Origin of the sequence: Flavobacterium sp. (genome assembly GCF_041392085.1) — a bacterium.
Taxonomy (GTDB): domain Bacteria; phylum Bacteroidota; class Bacteroidia; order Flavobacteriales; family Flavobacteriaceae; genus Flavobacterium.
Map to the genome: position 1 here is coordinate 41,750 of NZ_JAWKMW010000006.1, position 21,788 is coordinate 63,537.

Consider the following 21,788-nt stretch of genomic DNA (forward strand, 5'->3'; position numbering starts at 1 on the left):
CATTTTTAACTAAATAATTGTAAATCTAATGATTAGACAAAGTAATTAACTTTAAACTCGTTCAAATGAAGTTTTATACGATTAATGTATAGTGAAGTGAATTTCATCGATAAAAAAAACTCCTGAGGGTTAATCAGGAGTTTTTTATTGGTTATAATTTTATTTCTATCTTTTTAATGAAAAATGAGCTTTAAATATTTTATTTTGTCCGTTTTCTACATACTCTACCGTAAACCAATAGTCGGTTGAAGGGAGGTTTTCACCGTTGAATGTTCCATCCCAACCTTGGCCTTGCGGAGCTATTTGTTTCAGGAATTTTCCATAGCGGTCAAATATATAAATTTTTGCGTTAGGATTAGTGTCTCTCAAGGTAAAAATATTCCACGTGTCATTATAACCATCTCCGTTAGGGGTAAAGAATAATGGATAATTCACTACATACACCTCAATTGTGGCATCTTGACAACCGTTTAGGTCTTGTACAGTAACCAAATGACTTCCCGCACTTACGTTGGTAAAGACATTACTGCTTTGGAACGGACCGTAATCTAAACTATAAACATAATTGGCATTGCCTTGATCCGGAATAGTGATTCCCTCTGCAAAAATTGTAATGGTCGCATTGTCTGTAAAATAATTACTCTGTACATAACTCAAAGTAGCTTGCTCGGATTGAACCACATTTACCGTTACAGTGTTTGAACATTCAGGTTCTGTTTCAGTGTTGATAACCGTTAAGGTGTAGGCTCCCGGAGTATTTACTGTTAAGCTTGCTCCTGTTCCCAATATATTCCCGTTAGAATCACTCCACTGAAACTCATGTGTTGCAGGGTCTAACCCACTCGCTAATATTGCCTCTCTGATGATTGCTCCTGTTAAGGGATCGGCACAAATAAAATCGTCTTGAACCGTTGGTTCGGGGAGCTTATGAACGGTTAGAGTTACCGGCACAATAGTAGGACATCCACTTTGCGTGTTTGGATTAACTAAAACAGCATAAATCTCCTGACTCATTGGTGTTGTGTTGATAAAGGCTGTTAAATTGGTTCCGCTTAAGGCTCCGCTGTAATCGTTCTCTGCTGCAGCCGCTTGTGCAACTGTAAGACTTTCAAAATAATACACTACCGTATCAGGATAATTATTGGTTCCTACTAAAATTGGCGTTACGTCCGCATCCAGATTAAATTCGGCTCTACCATCGTTAGTATCGTCTTGATCATCACACTTGGTCACGGCCGGATCATCTACAGGAATTGCATTGGCTATGGTTCCTTCTTCAACTATTAAATCTACCGTGCCTACTATAAAACATCCGGTAACATTGTTTTCTACTCTAACATAAATGGTCTCGGGTGCATTTAAAACACTTGTACTTGTATAAATAGTTGGCAATTGCGGACTACCCGCCTCTGCATCAACTTGTGATGCATAATAAGTTACCGTAAAGTCTGCCTCACTTTGATCCTCTCCCAACACATCTTCATTGGCCTGGCTTAAAGTGAATGGTAACACCGATTGATTCAATGCCACACATTGGTATAAATTAACAGGAGATACAATGTCCGGTAACGGATTTACAATCAATTGAAGTTCAACAATCTCATAACATCTTGGCTCTAACGGATTGGTTGGTATTCTGGTTACACGAACATAAATTATTTGCGTATCCGAATCGGTACTGTCATAATTGGTTGGATCAGGAATTGGATTGGTCTCGTTTTGTGCATCAGCTAAACTCTCAAAATACGTTAACGAAAACTCTGTTAAACTCGCTCCGTTTAAAATGTATAGCTCACGTTGTGTTAAATCGAAGTTCTCTAAACCATCCCCCGGATTGTTATTGTCACATACTTCTATCGGTTCAGGGTCAAACAGTGGTTCGGGTCTTGGAATCACCCGAATGGTCAACGTTGTAAAACTACTACACCCTGCCTCACTCGTTACGCGAACACCTAGGGTTTGCACCGCTGCCACAGCATTGGTATAAGCCGTTGGGTCTTGAATCGCATTGGCATCATCCAACGCATTTTGATAACTCGGATAGTAGGTAACGCTATAACCACCCAATCCATTTGTAATTGCATTATCACGAATAGTCAAATCAAATTCCGTGAATTGGTCATTTGGCAACGCCTCATCACACAAAGATATCGGATCCGGCACGGTGAGTGCCAAAGGGATATTGACAATCAAATCAAAACTACCCGTATGGAAACAACCTGTAACTAAATGGGTTACACGTACCCAAATAGTTTGTGGATTACTGGTATTGGGATATGTTGTAACATTTACAATAGCTCCAATATTATCAATGGCTGCTGCCTCGGAAGTAAAATAACCTACTTGGTAATCCGAAGCCACTCCACTTTGAGCCGCTAGGACAATAGGTGTTTGTACAGTTAAATCAAATATACTCAATCCATTTTGCTGATTACCATCGGTATCACATTGAACTAAGTCTTCTAAATCTGTCGGTACTTCCGGTCTTGGATTTACGTTTAATTCTAACATCATCACACGAACACAACCCGTTGTATTATGTTCTGCTCGAATATAAATGAACTGTTGCCATGGCAAGATGCTTAAATACGAAAGTGGTAAATCATTGTTTCCATCCAATGCCTCTTGCTCAGTCTCATGGAAACTAACAGTGATGTTTGATGCTCCGTTGAGCAAATCCGGAATAAGAGCTCCTAAATCAAAAGTAGCTACTCCATCATTGTTATCATCACACAAGGTAATTGGGTCAATTGGAAGTAATAATATCGGAAGTGGCTCCACACGTAAATCTAACGTAGTGGTTGAATAACATGTCGTAACCGGATTAAATACCCGAACATGGATGGTTTGCACATTGGTTACGTTGGTATATAAAGTTGGTAACGCATTAGTGCCTTGTTGTGCTTGAAGCAAAGTGAAATGGAAGGTAACTTCCAGCCCCTGTTGTGTGCCCACAATCTCGGCTATAGCCTGCGTTAAATCAAATTCTTCCTCTTCATCACCCGGATTATTGTCATCGCACAAGGTTAATGGCGTTGGTAAATTAGCAATCGGTAAGGGATGAACAATAAGTTCTAATGGTGCCACATCAAAACATCCTGTCGCATTGATTACTACACGAACCCAAACAGTTTGTGTTGAACTACTATATGTTGTTGGAAGCTGCGGAGTACCAAGAATTGCCTCTGCTTCTGTTTGATGGAAACTTACAGTGTGTAAACTTGGATCTAATCCGTCTAAAACATTGGCAATACGCAAGGATAAATCAAAGATTTGAATACCATCTGTGTCATCATCACATAACTCATAATCATCCGGTGTCGTATTAATCACAGGAAATGGATTAACAATCAAATCAAACGTCGTAATCGAAGGACAATCCGTAGCTCCTGTATTAATGACACGAACATAAATGGTTTGAAGCCATGGATTAATTGATAAGTAATTTGCCGGATTCGGTATCGGGGCCCCGCCTAATTGAGCATCAACCAATGTTTCGTGGTACGATACTGTCAATCCTGTTGCTCCTCCCGTAATAACACTTTCGGTTTGAGCCAAATCAAATTGACCGATACCGTCATTATTATCATCACAAAGGACTAAATCAGGATGCGAATTAATCGCCGGTGCCGGTGCTACCGTTACCGTAGCCGTTTGATTATAGGGAACAGAACAAACCGGGCTGGTACTCGTGAAAACACCTACCAAAGTAAAGACTGTTGTAGTGGTATACGTATCGGTAATGGTAAATAGTCCGGAAGCATCAATGCCTTGCGTTTGAATACCTCCTGCACCAATGGTATACTCTATAGTAGTACCCGGTGTAGCACTAAAGGTGATTGTTGCTTCTCCTGTTGGACAAATCGTTACATCTCCCGAAACACTGGCCGTTGGTAATGGCAATAAGCTAACTGTTCCTGAGGCACTTGCTGAAACACATCCTGTTACAGTATCGGTAATAATTACACTATAATTTCCGGCTTCTGTGGTAGTAAAACTCGCTACATTACCAGGATTGGATACTGTCGCCGGCACTGTCCACGCATAAGCATAAGTGCCCGGTGTAGTAGAACTCGCCGTTAGGGTAGCTAAATCTCCCGAACAAACCGTAGGGGAATTAACTGCCACTAAAGGGGTTGGATTAACAGTAACTGTTATCTCAAATGTATCTGTACAACCTGTGGAAGCAGCTGTTACTGTATAAACCACATCAATAGGTAACTCTGTAGCATTGGTAAGAGTCTGACTAATATTTGTTTGAGGGGTGCCTTGATTAGAAGCTCCTGTTATTCCTGCCGGTGATACAACCGTCCAGGTATAGGTAGTCCCTACCGGAACTAAGTCCGTACCGGCTGAAACAGGTGTAACCGTAAAAGTTTCCGTGGTACAAATCACTTGAACAACATCCGCTATAAAAGGCCTTGGGTTGACCGTTACCGTTAAGTCAAAAGTACTGCTACACGAATCAGGAGCAATGCCTGAAGTGGCCGTAATTGTGTATACAACAGCAATGGCTGCATCGGTCGAATTAGTCAATGTCTGACTAATTTGCGTTTGTGGTGCTCCTTGGTTGGATGAACCCGTAATACCTGCGGGTGCCGCAACCGTCCACGTATAGGCTGTTCCCACAGGAACTAAATCTGAACCTGTTGTGGTTGGAGACAAAGTAAAGGTATCTTCTGAACAAATCGTAGCTGTTTTATCTTCTATAAATGGTTTTGGATTAACCGTTACCGTAATCGTAAAGGTATCGGCACAAACATTGGGTGCCGTACCAACACTTGCCTCAACCGTATATACCACATCAATAGCAGCATCGGTTGAATTAGTCAAGGTCTGACTAATGCTTGGCTGTGGTGTTGCCTGATTAGAAGCTCCCGAAATACCAGCGGGTGATGAAACACTCCATGTGTAAGTTGTGCCTGTTGGAACCACATCCGGCAAAGTATTGCTCGGAGTGATTGTAAAAGTATCTTCTGAACAAATCACAGCTACTTTATTATCAATAATAGGTAGCGGATTAACCGTTACAATAATCACAAAAGTATCCGTACAAACATTCGGTACCACGCCCGCAGAAGCCGTTACCGTATACACTACATCTAAAGAAGCTGTCGTTGAGTTAGTCAAAGTCTGACTAATAGTGGTTTGTGGGGTGCCTTGATTGGAGGCTCCTGTAATGCCTGCCGGTGCTGCAACATTCCACGTGTAGGTTGTCCCTACCGGAACTAAATCAGAACCACCGGTTGTTGGGGTAACACTGAAAGATTGACCCGAACAAATAGAGGGCATAGAAGCCGAAATACTTGGTTTAGGATTAACCGTTACTGTCACCATAAAGGTATCGGTACAAACATCCGGTGACACACCGGCAGAGGCCGTTACCGTATACACCACATCGATTGGAGAATCTGTTGTGTTAGTTAAAGTCTGACTAATGTTGGCTTGTGCAGTTACCTGGTCAGAAGCTCCTGTAATACCTGCCGGTGCTACAACCGTCCACGTATAAGTTGTGCCCGTTGGTACAATCTCCGGTGAGGCCGTAACAGGCATTACCGTAAAAGTGTCTTCTGAACAAATGATAACCGCTTTGTCAGTAATGTTTGGTTTAGGATTTACCGTTACCGTAATCGTAAAGGTATCGGTACAAATATTCGGGGCCGTACCCACTGAGGCCGTAACACTGTAAACCGCATCAAGAGGAGCGTCAGTTGTATTTGTCAAGGCTTGACTAATATTGGCTTGTGCAGTTGCCTGGTCAGAAGCTCCTATGATACCTACCGGTGCTACTACTGTCCAAGTATAAGTTGTGCCCGTTGGTACTATCTCCGGTGAGGCCGTAACAGGCGTTACCGAGAAAGTATCTTCTGAACAAATCACAACCGCTTTATCGGTTATATTCGGTAAGGGGTTGACCGTTACCGTTACCGTGAAGGTATCAGTACAAACATCCGGTGCCACACCGGCAGAGGCTGTTACCGTATACACCACATCAAGTGATGAATCTGTTGTATTAGTTAAAGTCTGACTAATATTAGCTTGTGCAGATGCCTGATCCGATGCTCCTGTAATACCTGCCGGTGCTACCACCGTCCAAGTATAAGTTGTCCCCATAGGAACTAAATCGGTTCCTGCTGTGGTTGGACTTACCGTGAAAGTTTGGGCGGAGCAAATCGATGGCGTAAAATCAGAAATGCTTGGTTTAGGATTAACAACAACATTTATTTCAAAAGTATAAGTACAAATATTAGGGGCAGTACCTACTGAAGCTAATACTGTATATGTAACAAGTAAAGGTGCATCTGTTGTATTTGTCAAAGTTTGACCAATACTTGACTGAGGAGTAGCTTCATCAGAGGCACCTGTAATACCTACCGGTGCTGCAACCGTCCATGTATAAGTCGTCCCCGCAGGTACAACATCAGTACCAGCAGTAACTGGTGTTTCATTGAATGAATCATTCGAGCATACATCAATTGAAATATCAGCAATTGAAGGACTCGGATTTACAGTTAAGCTAAATGAAGTAGTTCCAAATGCAGATGGATTGGCATTCTCTTCCACACGAACATAAATTGTTTCCGTAGTACCATTATAGGCATTAGCAGGAACAATGGGAGCTGCTCCTACATTTGCATCAGCTTGATTGGTATGATATGTAACAGTGTACAACGTTGGATCTAATCCATTTAATGCATCATCATCATTTTCGGTTAAATCAAATATTTCAAAATTATCGTTAAGTGTTACTTCATCACATAAAACCAAATCCGTTGCATCCGGATCTAAATCACAAGAATTCCATTGTATTTCAAATTCTTTAATTCGATTACAACCAGTATTAAAATCCAAAACACTCGCATAAATAGTTTGCGGATTACTAATAGCAACATAATTTGTTGGGTTTGGAATTTGATTTAGTAATAATTCTGCATCTGATTCAGATGTAAAATAGCCAATACTGAAAGCAAACGGATCTCCAGTTCCAATCATTACGGCATCATTTTCAGTTAAATCAAAAAGGTTTTCACATTCGTTTAAATCATCAGGATCATTACCTGTATCCGGAAAAACTTCTACTAGAAAATCACTCTCAACCTCTGTTATCTGACCACACTGATTGTAAGTAGCAACAGCAGTGTAAGTGGTTGTTACTGTTGGACAAACAGTAATGCTTAAATCAGTACTATAGGGTAAACCATTCTCTAACCATTCAAATGTTGTGGCCGATGGACCAGCAGGGGTAAAACGCCATGCTTCATTAAATGCTGACCACTGGGTTGTGGTGTTTCTTCCCGGTGGAACATATCCTAAAGTACCTGCTTGATTCATTATACCAACAACACCTCCTCCAGCAGGCGTATTCCATGTATTACAAGGCGTTCTACTTTCAATATAAACTTCAATAATATTTGACACCTCGTATAAAACCATTTGATAGGTTTGTAAACCAACACCTTGTCCACATTGAAATTGACCAAAATGATAAAAGTTAACAATCAATTTTCGGCAAGGATAAGTTCCTACTAATTTCCACCCTGCAAAACGTTCGTTTGGAGACGGACCTAAAGCAGGATTAGTATCTTGATAAACACCATAAATTGCATTTCTGATAGGAAAACCTGGACTTGGAACAGATTGACCTAATAGATTCCAAGGACTACCACTATTGGGAACAATACTAGGGTCAAATGAAATAGTACCGTTAGATCCAACATGACAAGTGGAATAAATATTTCCAAAAAAGCAAAAATTAAACGGTAAATTAATTGTTGAAGACCAAACATCATCCGTTGCTAAATTAATAGGGTTGTAAGTTGGGTCATTATACGCAGCCTGTGGGCAATAGTCAATTGAACTCACTGTATAAGCCGTAGTTGATCCTAAATCTACATAGCTGGCCTCTAAATCAACACAATCTCCAACTTCACATATTTGTGCAGAGGCAGAATCACCTAAATCAACCCCTCCTGCTTCTACTGTCGCACATCCATTTAGACTAATTGTAATAGTAACACTTCCTGTTAACGGAGCTGTACAACCCGGAGGGTTTTGGAAAATACTTATTAATGTGAATGTTGTTGTATCGGCTAAAAACGGAGTTGTAAAGGAAGCTGTACCCGCTGAGTTAATTGGAATATTATAAAATGCCCCTGAACTCGATTGAACGGTAATATTTGTATTTGGGGTTCCTGAAAAAGTTAACACTCTAGGACCCGGACATTCCGTTGAATCACCAATAGTAAAAGCAGCTGTTGCCGATATTGATTGAACAGTTACTGTTACAGAAGCTGAAAGGTTGCATGTTGCATCCGTTACAAATTCTATATCATCAATGGCAAAATCATTTCCCGGAGCTGTAACAACTCTATCATAGATACAAATTTCAGCAACTGTGTCTGCACCTGAGTTCCATGTATAGGATCTCTGTACCCATCCGCAAGTAGTGGAGGGAGCAAGATTTGAACCAATAGAAACGCCATTGATTAACACTTCTAAGTTGGCAGGGTTTGGAGTAGCAACAGTTTGAACCCAATACGAAAAAGTGTAATTGAGTCCCGGTGTAACAGGAACAGTTTGACACCAAACCTTATCGTTTCCTGCATTAGCAATTGAGCCGTCTAAAACCATCATATTACCAGTTCCGGTAGTATTATCTGTACAATTTGAAAAACCGGCAAACCAAGTTTGCGAATTGGTAACAACCGCATACGCACCTTGAACACCAACCGGATTCACTGGATCTAAATATTGATAATCAGTTGTAAAACCTGTATTACCCAAATTAAAATCTCCGTTAAAAATTAAATTTCTTGGAGTAACCGTAGTGGTATTAACAGTGTAAGTAGTTGTTACATCAGGTGTAACTACAATGGAAGCACTTGTTGGATCAGAAATAGAAGGGTCTGCCGGAACAGCTGACCAAAGATAATCATCTGCACCCGAAGCAGTTAGAGTTGCAGATTCTCCCAAACAAATTGTTCTATCCGGAGAAATTGTAATATCATTTGGTTCTGTAATAATAATGCCACCAACTGTGGCTGTATTGGTATCCGAATCGGTTACAGATGCAGTATAACTACCGGCAGGAAGTCCAATAAAAACACCTGTTGTATTTGTAACATTAACAGGTCCGGATATCGAATAAGAAGTGTAAGGTTGTGTTCCTCCTAATCCGTACACTACGATTGAACCATCGTTTGCTCCAAAACATGATACATTTAACGCAGAAAAGTTAACTTCTAGTGCATCTAATCTTTCTAAAATGATTTCATCTATCGCAAAGTCATTACCAACAGCACTTTGATTAACGTTGTATAATTCAAATCGTCTGTTTGGTGCACCAGGCTCTGAAACAGTATATTCGTAACTCACTTCTTGCCATCCTGTACTAGGATCTGTTACCGTGTAGGTTGCATTAAAATATGTGGCGGCGGCAGCCATTATTCGGAAACCAATTTCGGGTTGAGGATTGGTTGCATTAACCGAACGTATAAAAAACCGAAAACGATAGGTTTGTCCTGCCTCTAATAAAATATCACCATTGGTTTTCCAAAAAATTTCTGATTGACCTGAAGCTCCATCACACACCATCATTAATCCGGTTCCAGTAGTGTAGTCACCTGAATTGATAAAATTGTTCGTATTGAGCAGAAATGGGTTATCAATAATTGCATATTGTCGCGGAATACTATTCGCTTGTCCTGCCCCGGGATTAATAAAATTATAATCGGATTGAAACCCAATTCCATTGCCTTGTTCAAAGTCACCATTCGGAATTAAATTTTGAGCACATAAAGAACTGATTATAAAACAACTAATAAAACAAAATAGTATTCTTAGATTCATAGTTTGGAATTTTTTAAGCCCGAAATTTACATATTTTTAACTTATAATTATCTTAAAATTTCTAATTTTTACATTTGAAGTATTTATTCCAAAAAATTCCTCTGTTTTATTTATCTTTGCAAACTTTACACAACAACAATTTTTATTTAAAATTTAATGAATACTAACGATAATTTTTCCGATGAAATTGGTGAAAACCACATTGGAACATCAGTAGATAATCCTATACGAAAAGATGCATTTGAATTAACTGATGAGCAAAAAATTGAGTTAATCAAGAAAGATGTAACTAACATTTTGACTACACTTGGTATGGATTTATCTGATGATAGTATGAAAGGTACACCCAATCGTGTAGCAAAAATGTTTGTAAAAGAAATTTTTGGAGGCTTAAATCCTGCCAAAAAACCAAGTTCTTCTACATTTGAAAATGGTTACAAATACGGTGAAATGTTAGTAGAAAAGAACATTACATTATATTCTACTTGTGAACATCACCTTCTTCCTATAGTTGGTAGAGCACATGTAGCCTATATTTCCAGTGGAAGAGTAATCGGACTATCGAAAATGAATCGAATCGTAGATTATTATGCGAAACGTCCCCAAGTGCAAGAACGTCTCACAATGCAAATTGTAAAAGAATTGCAAAAAGCTCTCAATACAGAAGATGTTGCCTGTGTAATCGACGCAAAACATTTATGTGTCAACTCCAGAGGTATTCGAGATATTGAAAGCAGTACCGTAACTTCTGAGTTTGGTGGAAAATTTAAAGATGAAAAAGTTAGAAGAGAATTTTTAGATTATATTAAACTGGATACAAAGTTTTAGGAAGTAGTTTGGAGTTAAAATTTAAAAATAGTAATGAAATTATACGAAAATCAGACCTTAAAAATATATAATTCGCTTTCGGGTGAAAAAGAAGTTTTTAAACCTATCCATGATGGAAACATTGGGATGTATGTTTGCGGACCTACGGTTTACAGCAATGTGCACCTTGGTAATGTTCGCACTTTTATGAGTTTTGATGTGATTTTTCGCTATTTTCTTCATTTGGGTTACAAGGTTCGTTATGTCCGAAATATTACCGACGCTGGGCACTTGGAAAATGATGCAGAGGAAGGTGAAGATCGAATTGCTAAAAAAGCACGCATTGAGCAGTTGGAACCAATGGAAATTGTACAACGTTACACGGTTGATTTTCATACCATTTTACATAAATTAAATTTTCTTCCGCCAAGTATTGAGCCAACTGCAACCGGACATATCATTGAACAACAAGAGATTATCAAAAAAATTATTGATAACGGTTTTGCATATGAATCGAATGGTTCGGTTTATTTTGATGTTGTAAAATTTAATGAAACCAATCATTATGGCAAATTAAGCGGCAGAAACATTGAAGATATGATTGCCAACACCAGAGATTTAGACGGTGTTTCGGATAAAAATAATCCGCAAGATTTTGCTTTATGGAAAAAAGCCGAACCACAACACATCATGCGTTGGCCATCACCGTGGGGAATTGGTTTTCCCGGTTGGCACTTAGAATGTACAGCAATGAGTACCAAATATTTAGGCGAAACTTTTGATATTCACGGAGGCGGAATGGATTTGAAATTTCCACACCACGAATGTGAGATTGCTCAAAATGAAGCTTGTAACGGGCATAGTCCGGTCAACTTTTGGATGCATGCCAATATGTTGATTTTGAATGGAAAAAAAATGGCCAAATCAACCGGTAATTTTATTCTACCAAATGAAATTTTTAGTGGTGAAAATAAAATTTTAAGTAAATCATTCTCACCAAATGTGACGCGTTTTTTTATGCTTCAAGCCCACTACAGAAGTGTATTGGATTTTTCAAACGATGCAATTGTTGCCTCTGAAAAAGGATTTAATCGTTTAATGGAAGGTATGGATTTATTGGATAAATTAAAAACCGGCTCCTCCTCTACTTTAGACATTTCAGCTTGGAAAAAAAGTTGTTATGATGCTATGAATGATGATTTTAATACTCCTATCCTAATTGCACAGTTATTTGAAGGTGTTCGTTTTGTCAACTTAATTAATGATGGAAAAGAAACGATATCTGAAAGTGATTTAAAAGAACTAAAAAACACTTTAAAGATATTCATTTATGATGTTTTAGGTATAACTGATGAACAAAATTCAAATGATAATTCCGAAAAATTAGAAGGTATAGTAAATCTGATGATTCAAATGCGAAACGAAGCAAGAGCTAATAAAAATTTTGCGTTATCAGACCAAATCAGAGATCAACTTTTAGAAATTGGTATTCAATTGAAAGACGGAAAAGACGGAACAAGTTTTAGTGTCAATTAGTTATAATTTCAATGTTAAAGAATAAAGATATTGCTGACCGGTTTATTTCATTTCTACAATAAAATCAATGTTTAAAAAAATAATTCAGTTTCCTTTTCTTTTTCTAATTCGGTTTTATCAAGTAGTCATTTCACCTTTAACCCCGGCAACTTGTCGATTTGAACCTACTTGCTCGCATTATTCAGTTGAAGCCATTAAAAAATATGGTATTGTAAAAGGAATTTGGCTTTCTGTAAAACGCATCTCCAAATGCCATCCTTGGGGAAAAAGTGGCTACGATCCGGTGCCCTAATTTCATTTTTTAAGAATTAATTAGATGTTCGAAATTGCAAATTGTATGAATTTCATTTACATTTACGTCAAATAACAATTCTATGAGTATCTCTTTTTTGGCTTTTGTGTGGAATCCTTCTGAAGGTTTTGACATTGGTCCTCTTACTATTCGCTTTTACAGTTTAATGTTTGTGGTTGCTTTTGCTTTGGGATGGTATATCATGAAATACATTTTTATCAGAGAAAATGAATCCTTAGAAAAACTGGATAGTTTATTTATTTATACTGTCATTGCCACATTAATCGGAGCCAGATTAGGTCATGTTATTTTCTACCAATCCGAATTATTCAGAGAAGATCCGTTGAGTATTCTCTTGCCAATTCGAACAAAACCTCAATTTGAGTTTACAGGATTCTCCGGTTTAGCCAGTCACGGAGCTGCAATAGCAATAATCCTTTTTATGATTTACTTTAGTAAAAAAATCATGAAGCAATCGCTAATATGGGTATTAGATCGGGTTGTGATTCCTGTGGCGAGTGGAGCAATTTTTGTTCGATTAGGAAACTTTTTCAATTCTGAAATTGTAGGTCACGAAACTAACTCTGCTTTTGGAGTTCAATTTGTTCAGGATTTTTACAGTAAAAATGAAGCCGTTTTGAACACCAAAATCCAGAATCCAAAAGAAGCATACAAAGCCATTGTTGAAAATCCTGACTATTCTTATTTATTAGATAAAGTACCTGCTTTACATCCTTCTCAATTATATGAAGCATTTGGTTATATTTTTGTTTTTCTTATTTTGTTCTTCATGTATTGGAAAACAGATGCCAGAAAAAAAGAAGGATTGCTTTTTGGAATGTTCATGGTTTTACTTTGGTCAGTTCGATTTATTGTTGAATTTGTAAAAGCCAGTCAAGGTGGGTTTGAAAAATACCCTGTTTTTAATGCATTAACAACCGGACAGTGGTTAAGTATTCCGTTTATATTAATTGGATTATATTATATTTTTAGACCAAAGAAAGCATAATTTTTATCGCTATTTTTAATAAACCGATTTTAACAAGTCGGTTTTTTTATTCTAGGAAAATTAAGTACACATTGATTATGTTTTCTATTTGAAGAAGATAATTAACAGTTTCAGCAGAAATAATCGTTTAGTGTAAGCCTTAAAAGTTTTATCTCTTGTTACCCTCATACTATTCCTAATAACATTAACATAGAAGTATACTGATAGATAAATACTAAAGCGTAATCATAAAAAAAACCCGACTTATTGCCGGGTTCTTTTTATATCAACGTTTATTGTTACTCTTTCTTCAAAGCTCTTTTTCTTTCTTCTTGTTTGTTAACGGTATCAGCCATAATTGGTGTTGCAATAAACAAAGATGAATAAGTCCCCACTAAGATACCCACTAAAATAGCAAATACAAAACCTCGAATCGTTTCACCTCCTAAAATAAAGATGGCAAACAACACAATTAATGTGGTCAAAGAAGTATTGATAGTTCTACTGATAGTAGTATTCAATGCTTTATTTACAACTTGATTAAAAGTACCTTCCTCATGTGTACCTAAAAATTCACGGACACGGTCAAATACGATTACCGTATCATTTAACGAATAACCAATTACCGTTAAAATAGCTGCAATAAATGCCTGATCTATCTCCATATTAAACGGTAGAAACTTCCAGAATAATGAATAAACTCCTAAAACGATTATTACATCATGGAAAACAGCTCCAACAGCTCCCAAAGAAAACTGCCATTTTCTAAAACTAATTAACAAGTAAAGGAAAACAACCAATAAAGACCCTAAAACTGCCCAGTAAGAATTAGTTTTAATATCTTCTGCAATAGTTGGTCCTACTTTTGATGCTTGTAGAATACCAATTTCTTTTCCATCATAGTTGGTTACAAAGTTTTCGTAAGAAGTAGAAGGAAAATAAGACTTTAATCCATCATATAGTTTTCTGTTTACTTCTTGGTCAACCCCTTCACTTTCTTCATTAACTTTATATTTCGTAGTAATTTTTAACTGATTACCACTTCCAAATGTTTTGGCTTCTACATTTGTACCAAACGATTTGGTCAAGGTAGAACTAACTTCACTAGCCACTACTTCTTTATCAAATCTAATTTGAAAAGTACGTCCTCCCACAAAGTCAACACCTTGATTTAATCCATTTACAAAGAATAATGATACTAAAGATACAATTACTAATACACCGGATATTGCATAGGCAATTTTCTTTTTACTCAAGAAATCAATATTTAAATTTTTAAACCAATTGTGTGTCATTGGAGTTGAAAATGTTAAATTATGGTTCTTTCTGATGCTCCAGTCCAAAAATAATCGCGTAATAAAGATCGATGTAAATAAAGAGGTACCAATACCGATAAGTAAAGTTGTAGCGAAACCTTTAATTGGTCCGGTTCCAAACACTAATAAAATTAATGCTGTTAAAGCAGTTGTAATATTGGCATCAAAAATGGAAGACATTGCTCCTTTCCAAGTAAAAGAATAATTTACAGCTTCTTCTAATGATTTACCGGAATCTAACTCCTCTTTTGCTCTTTCGAAAATAATTACGTTAGCATCTACCGCCATACCAATTGTTAAAACGATACCCGCAATACCTGGCAATGTTAAGACAGCACCTAAACTCGCCAAAATTCCGAAGATAAATAAAATATTTACTAATAATGAAATATTGGCGTATACACCCGATTTACCATAATATAAAATCATCCAAAGCACGACCAAAGCCATACCTATAAGGAAAGAGAGCATACCATTATCGATAGCTTCTTGTCCTAATGATGGTCCAACCACATCCGATTGTACTATATCTGCTTTAGCTGGTAATTTACCGGCTCTCAATACGTTTGCTAAGTCTTTTGTTTCATCGATTGTAAAGTTTCCTGAAATTTCAGAATTTCCTCCCGAAATTGGTCCGGAAGAAACCCCTGGAGCAGAATAAACCACATTATCCAACACAATTGCAATACTGCTTTTTTGTGTAAAAGCCTTACCTGTTAATTCCTCCCAATCTTTTGCACCTTTTCCATTCATTTGCATTGAAACTGCCGGTTTACCAAATTGGTCAAAAGTATCTCTGGCATCAACCACAACTCCACCGCTTATAGCAGGTTTTCCGGAACGACCATCCGATTTTAAAGCATATAATTCAACTGCATCAACTTTTTCTTTTTTCTCGTTATCAATTGTAGTTGGTTTACCCCAAACAAAACGAGCAAAACGCAATTCAGGAGACAATAAGGCTTTGCTACTGTCTCTGTTTAAGTAACCATTAATTGCAGCTGTATCTTTAGGGGCAAAATAACCTAAAACTGGTCCACCGCCATACGACAACATTTTATCAAACAATGGGTTATTTCCTTTTGTATTGGCTAATGAATCTTTGGAAGAATCTGTTAATAAGGAGTCAATTCCTGTTTGTGTATTTTCCTTTACTTCTACTTTTACTTCAGTAGCTTTTAATGCTTCATTTAATTGACCTAAATAGGGAGCAACTTCTTCAAATTTGTGTGTCTCCCAAAACTCTAATTGGGCTGTACTTTGTAATAATTTTTTGATTCGATCAACATCCTTTGCACCAGGTAACTCAACTAATATTCTACCGGTTTCTCCTAATTGTTGGATATTGGGTTGTGTTACACCAAATTTATCGATACGTTTTCTTAATACTTCAAATGCACTTAAAACGGATTCGTTTACTTTTCTTCGAATAACTGCTTTAACCTGCTCATCATTCATTTTTAAATCAATCTCACCATCTAAATTCTTATTGAAGAAAACATCCGGAGAAGCTAATTTTACCTTTCCTTGCGATGCAGCATCAAATGCTTCAAAAAAAGCATCCAGATAAGTTTGATTTCCTTTAATATTTGTTGTTGCATCAGCTAAAGCTTTATTAAAAACAGGGTCTTGTGACTCATTTGATAAACCAACCAAAATGTCTTTTACCGATATTTGAAGAATAACATTGATTCCCCCTTCAAGATCAAGACCTTTATTGATTTGTTTGTCTTTAACTTCATTGTAGGTGTAATCAGTAAACCCTAAGCTAAATACTTTTTCTCTGCCAATTGAATCTAAATATTTGGCTTCTTTAGCAACATCATTTCCGGCAAAAGCTTTGGCATCTGATTTGACTTTATTAGCTACGAAAGTGAATGAAAGTTGGTATATACACACCAATGCAAATAAAATTGCGAAAAATTTAATAAGTCCTTTACTCTGCATTATTACTCGAATTAATTAATTTTTGTTGGTTAAGGTTTTTTATTTATTAGCGAAAAGAAAATAAGGATGTCTTTTCGATTTTATAAAACGTGCAAATATATAATTATGAATAGGATTAACCAATAAATTTTTTGATTAATCTCAAAAAAAAGACTGCAAAAATGCAGTCTCTTATATATCAAACGAAAAAAATTAGGCTAAAACTGATTTTAAATCTCCATTCATTGCTCTAACGGCATCTGCACTTTTCGCAAATTTTGCTTTTTCATCCTCGTTCAAATCAATGCTTACAATTTTTTCTACTCCGTTTTTACCAATTATACAAGGTACACCGATACAAATATCATTTTGTCCATACTCTCCTTCTAACAATACAGAACAAGGTATCATTTTCTTTTGATCATTTAAAATACTGTCCACCAAATAAGCTACTGAAGCTCCGGGTGCGTACCACGCAGATGTCCCAAGTAAAGCAGTTAAAGTAGCTCCACCTACCATTGTATCTGCTGCCACTTTTTCTAGACGTTCTGAAGATAAAAATTCAGATACAGGTACACCATTATAAGCTGCTAAACGAGTCAATGGAATCATTGTTGTATCACCATGACCTCCAATTACCATACCGTGTATATCATTCGCAGGTTTATCTAATGCTTGAGACAAATAGGTTTTGAAGCGAGAACTATCTAGAGCTCCACCCATTCCGATGATTCTGTTTTTAGGCAATCCGGTTGCTTTTAAAGTTAAATAAGTCATGGTATCCATTGGGTTAGAAACTACAACGACAATTGCATTAGGAGAATGTTGCAACAAACTTTCAGCTACAGACTTAACGATTCCTGCATTAATTCCGATTAATTCTTCACGAGTCATTCCGGGTTTTCTAGGTATACCTGAAGTTATTACAACTACATCACTTCCGGCTGTTTTTGAATAGTCGTTTGTGCTTCCTGAAACTTTAGTATTAAACCCCAACGTTGTTTGCGTTTGCATAATATCCAATGCTTTTCCTTCAGCAAAACCTTCACGGATATCTAATAATACTATTTCGCTGGCAATTCTTCTGTAAGCAATTGCGTCGGCACATGTTGCACCAACATTTCCTGCTCCTACAATGGTAACTTTCATTTTAATTATTTTTAAATTATCTAAATTAACTTATGCATCAATATTTGCATAAACTGCATTTTTCTCTATAAACTCTCTTCTGGGTGGTACTTCATCTCCCATTAACATTGAAAAAATTCGATCAGCTTCGGTTAAACTATCAATTGTAACCTGACGTAATGTTCTAAAGTCAGGATTTAAAGTAGTTTCCCATAGTTGCTCTGCATTCATTTCTCCTAAACCTTTGTAACGCTGGATTGAAGCAGAACCTCCCATACGCTGATTAATCATATCGCGTTGATCATCATTCCATGCATATTCTTTTTTATTACCTTTTTTAACTAAGTATAAAGGTGGAGTAGCGATGTAAACGTGACCGTTTTCGATTAACTCTTTCATAAAACGGAAGAAAAAGGTTAAAATCAATGTCGATATATGACTTCCATCCACATCGGCATCACACATGATGACTACTTTGTGATAGCGTAATTTTTCCAAATTTAAGGCTTTCGAATCGTCTGCCGTTCCAACAGTTACCCCCAAAGCGGTGAAGATATTTCTAATTTCTTCGTTTTCGAATACTTTATGATGCATTGCTTTTTCTACATTCAAAATCTTTCCACGAAGAGGTAAAATTGCTTGAAAAGCCCTGTCACGACCTTGTTTAGCCGTTCCACCTGCTGAATCTCCCTCTACTAGGAAAATTTCACATTTTTGTGGATCTTGTTCAGAACAATCCGATAGTTTACCCGGTAATCCACCCCCACCTAATACGGTTTTGCGTTGTACCATCTCACGAGCTTTCTTCGCTGCGTGACGGGCTTGAGCGGCTAAAATAACTTTTTGAACAATGATTTTAGCATCATTAGGATTTTCTTCTAAATAATTTTCTAGCATTTCTGCCACAGCCTGACTTACCGGAGAAACGACTTCACGGTTACCCAACTTCGTTTTTGTTTGTCCTTCGAATTGAGGTTCTGCCACTTTTACAGAAATAATCGCTGTTAAACCTTCACGAAAATCATCCCCTGAAATTTCAAATTTCAACTTCTCTAACAACCCTGAATTATCTGCATATTTTTTCAGTGTACGGGTTAATCCCATACGAAAACCTTGCAAGTGCGTTCCACCTTCGTGTGTATTGATATTATTCACGTAGGAAAAAATGTTTTCAGAATAGCTTTCATTATAAACTAATGCTACTTCCACCGGAATTTCACCTTTATCGTTTTCCATGCTAATTACAGAAGCTATAATAGGCACTCTGTTTCCATCTAAAAACTTAACAAACTCTTTCAGACCTTCTTTAGAGTGAAAAACTTCTCCTTGAAAATTACCTTTCTCATCTTTATTTCGTCTGTCAGTTAAGGTAATGGTAATTCCTTTGTTCAAAAAAGAAAGCTCACGCATTCTTGCCGCTAACGTATCATAGGAATATTCTAATGTTTGAGTGAAAATTGTTCCATCCGGTTTAAACGTAACAATCGTTCCTCTTTTCTCTGTTGTGCCAATTTGTTTGACAGGATAGAGGGCTTTTCCTCTTTCATATTCTTGCTCATATATTTTACCATCTCTGTGAACAGTGGCTCTTAAATGATCGGAGAGTGCATTCACACAAGAAACACCAACACCATGAAGACCTCCTGAAACTTTATAAGAATCTTTATCAAACTTACCTCCGGCCCCGATTTTGGTCATTACTACCTCTAAAGCAGAAACGCCTTCTTTTTTGTGTATATCAACCGGAATACCCCGTCCATTATCTTCTACCGAAATAGAATTGTCTTCGTTAATAATTACACTAATAGTGTCGCAATGCCCGGCCAATGCCTCATCAATCGAATTATCAACCACTTCATAAACCAAGTGGTGTAACCCTCTTACACCAGTATCTCCAATATACATGGAAGGACGCATTCTAACGTGCTCCATTCCTTCTAAGGCTTGAATACTATCTGCCGAATAATTATTCTTTTTAATTTCTTCGCTCATATAAACTTTATGCTAAAATGTATTTTTTGTCAAACACGCAAATATACGGAATTGTGAGGGATTTTCTATGCTAACTCCTTCACAAAGAAGATAAGTTATTAACAAATTGTTGATTTATTTTGGCTGATTTTATTAGTATTTACTTTCTTTATTATTACAAAATTTATTTGAAGGAATTTCTCTAAACAATCTTTTAATTTATTGTTATAATTTCATTATTAAGAACCCCACTTATTAATTAATTTGGACTTGTAAATAAAAAAAGCGTTCCCCACAACGAGAACGCCTTTAACAAACAAACTAAACTTCAATCTTGAACTCTTTTAAACCGGTATATCAATTTTAATTTTTGCAATGGTTGTGTCTGCCTTTACGTGAGCCGCATTGGCTCTTCCGCTCGGATCTTGGTTTTCTTGCCATTTCGGAATCCATTTTCGAACCGTTTGAGCTGCCGCCACTTGCGGAAAATGTTTATGAAAAATACTTCTGTAAAAAAAGGCTTCTTTGGTAACTGGTGTATTGTAGGGATACAACTCAGCTGCCTTTTCAAATTCTTCATCTGTAACTTGACCGGAACAATAATCGATTAACGTATCAATCCAATTATACCCTACTCCATCTGAAAATTGCTCTTTTTGACGCCATAATACCTCATGAGGTAAATACGGTTGATCCGGAGTATCAAAAGCTTTACGAAGGATATATTTTTCAATTCCATCATAGGCTGAAGGCATTTTTTCTTCCGGTTTTACTTTAATGGCCAATTCTAAAAAGGCTTTGTCTAAAAACGGAACTCTTGCCTCTAATCCATGAGCCATCGTAGATTTGTCTGCACGCAGTAAATCGGCTGTAAATAGTTTTTGCACACGTTCAATTGTTTCTTTTTGAAAATCTTCTACACTTGGTGCATTTCTGAAGTACAAATAGCCTCCAAAAATTTCATCGGCTCCTTCTCCGGAAAGCACCACTTTGATTCCCATATCAGTAATAGCTTTCGATAAAAAGTACATAGGTGTACTGGCTCGAACCGAGGTAACATCATACGTTTCCAAATGCCAAATTAATTTATCTAAAATTTCAATTCCTTGTTGTATTGTAAAATGAATTTCGTGGTGTTGTGTCCCTAAAAACTCCGCCACTTTTCGAGCTGCTTGAGCATCCGGAGCTTCGGAATCTAAACCTATTGAAAACGAATGCAAAGTTTTACCCATCTCTTTCATGTAACGAGATGCAATAGAAGACGTTAATGATGAATCCAATCCGCCGGAAAGCAAAACACCAATTGGCACATCGCTCATCAAACGTTTCCGAACACTTTCGGATAAGGTTTCACGTATGGCTTTCAAGTCTAATTCTTCAACCGCCAATGTTTCATCTTCCCATTTCGGTTGGTAATACTTTACAAAACCGGTTTTTTCGGTGTAATAATGTCCGGGTGGAAAAGTGGAAAATGTTTTACATTGATCGGCTATTGCTTTCATTTCGGAAGCAAAGTACATTCTGCCACGCTCATCAATACCATAATAAAGAGGCTTAATACCGAGAGGGTCACGACCGGCAATAAAATCATCCCCATCAACCACTACAAAAGCAAACATTCCATCAAGCATATCGCAAAAATCGTAACCGAATTTTTCATATAAATGCACAATTACTTCCGAATCGGATGTAGTTCTGAATTTGTGATCCTTTAAAATCCCGTCTCTTAATTTTTGGTGATTATAAATTTCGCCATTGTGAATCATCCAAGCAGATGATGTTCCTTGAATAGGTTGTTTTCCGGTATGCAAATCAACAATTGATAAACGCTCATGAGCTAAAATGTGTCCATTTTCTGTTACATGCAAATCACTCTCATCCGGACCGCGGTGCGACATTCGCTTAGACAATTCTTGAACCAATGATTCATCTTTTCCTTTTCCTATAATGGCTAAAATTCCACACATAATATTTT

9 protein-coding genes are annotated in these 21,788 nt (G+C 37.1%); 4 read left to right on the forward strand and 5 right to left on the reverse strand.

The window, feature by feature from the left end; all coding sequences use genetic code 11:
- Positions 1–165: 165 nt before the first annotated feature.
- Positions 166–9,849, reverse strand: coding sequence for a PKD-like domain-containing protein (locus tag R2782_RS05050; protein WP_371266990.1), 9,684 nt, complete (start codon positions 9,847–9,849; stop codon positions 166–168).
- Positions 9,850–10,005: 156 nt separating this feature from the next.
- On the opposite strand from R2782_RS05050, the gene folE reads away from it, so the two are divergent.
- The 4 genes from folE to lgt all read left to right on the forward strand — a co-directional run bounded on the left by folE (position 10,006) and on the right by lgt (position 13,493).
- Positions 10,006–10,677: a GTP cyclohydrolase I FolE gene (gene folE / locus R2782_RS05055; protein WP_371266991.1), complete on the forward strand. Its 672-nt coding sequence runs from the start codon at positions 10,006–10,008 to the stop codon at positions 10,675–10,677.
- Positions 10,678–10,710: 33 nt separating this feature from the next.
- Positions 10,711–12,192: a cysteine--tRNA ligase gene (gene cysS, locus R2782_RS05060; RefSeq protein ID WP_371266992.1), complete on the forward strand. Its 1,482-nt coding sequence runs from the start codon at positions 10,711–10,713 to the stop codon at positions 12,190–12,192.
- A gap of 67 nt (positions 12,193–12,259) precedes the next feature.
- A complete protein-coding gene (gene yidD, locus R2782_RS05065) occupies positions 12,260–12,484 on the forward strand; it encodes a membrane protein insertion efficiency factor YidD (RefSeq protein WP_371266993.1) in 225 nt (74 codons plus the stop codon).
- An 82-nt stretch (positions 12,485–12,566) separates the two neighbouring features.
- Complete coding sequence (lgt, locus tag R2782_RS05070) at positions 12,567–13,493, forward strand: prolipoprotein diacylglyceryl transferase (RefSeq protein ID WP_371266994.1); 927 nt, start codon at positions 12,567–12,569, stop codon at positions 13,491–13,493.
- Between the two features lie 278 nt (positions 13,494–13,771).
- Here lgt and secDF read toward each other — a convergent pair whose 3' ends face one another.
- From secDF to asnB, 4 genes are all read right to left on the reverse strand, one after another.
- A complete protein-coding gene (gene secDF / locus R2782_RS05075; RefSeq protein WP_371266995.1) occupies positions 13,772–16,735 on the reverse strand; it encodes a protein translocase subunit SecDF in 2,964 nt (987 codons plus the stop codon).
- A gap of 192 nt (positions 16,736–16,927) precedes the next feature.
- On the reverse strand, positions 16,928–17,863 hold the full coding sequence (mdh, locus tag R2782_RS05080) for a malate dehydrogenase (RefSeq protein ID WP_371266996.1): 936 nt from the start codon (positions 17,861–17,863) through the stop codon (positions 16,928–16,930).
- 30 nt (positions 17,864–17,893) lie between these two features.
- The gene (gyrB, locus tag R2782_RS05085; RefSeq protein ID WP_371266997.1) at positions 17,894–19,834 is read right to left on the reverse strand and encodes a DNA topoisomerase (ATP-hydrolyzing) subunit B; all 1,941 of its coding nucleotides are present in this window, start codon (positions 19,832–19,834) and stop codon (positions 17,894–17,896) included.
- A gap of 323 nt (positions 19,835–20,157) precedes the next feature.
- Positions 20,158–21,780 carry an asparagine synthase B gene (asnB, locus tag R2782_RS05090; RefSeq protein ID WP_371266998.1) on the reverse strand — a complete coding sequence of 541 codons (1,623 nt, stop codon included), beginning with the start codon at positions 21,778–21,780 and terminating at the stop codon, positions 20,158–20,160.
- Between the last annotated feature and the right edge of the window lie 8 nt (positions 21,781–21,788).

Excerpts from the sequence above, each read along its gene's own strand:
- R2782_RS05050 (WP_371266990.1), bottom strand. The coding sequence starts at position 9,849 with ATGAATCTAAGAATACTATTTTGTTTTATTAGTTGTTTTATAATCAGT.
- folE (WP_371266991.1), top strand. The coding sequence starts at position 10,006 with ATGAATACTAACGATAATTTTTCCGATGAAATTGGTGAAAACCACATT.
- cysS (WP_371266992.1), top strand. The coding sequence starts at position 10,711 with ATGAAATTATACGAAAATCAGACCTTAAAAATATATAATTCGCTTTCG.
- yidD (WP_371266993.1), top strand. The coding sequence starts at position 12,260 with ATGTTTAAAAAAATAATTCAGTTTCCTTTTCTTTTTCTAATTCGGTTT.
- lgt (WP_371266994.1), top strand. The coding sequence starts at position 12,567 with ATGAGTATCTCTTTTTTGGCTTTTGTGTGGAATCCTTCTGAAGGTTTT.
- secDF (WP_371266995.1), bottom strand. The coding sequence starts at position 16,735 with ATGCAGAGTAAAGGACTTATTAAATTTTTCGCAATTTTATTTGCATTG.
- mdh (WP_371266996.1), bottom strand. The coding sequence starts at position 17,863 with ATGAAAGTTACCATTGTAGGAGCAGGAAATGTTGGTGCAACATGTGCC.
- gyrB (WP_371266997.1), bottom strand. The coding sequence starts at position 19,834 with ATGAGCGAAGAAATTAAAAAGAATAATTATTCGGCAGATAGTATTCAA.
- asnB (WP_371266998.1), bottom strand. The coding sequence starts at position 21,780 with ATGTGTGGAATTTTAGCCATTATAGGAAAAGGAAAAGATGAATCATTG.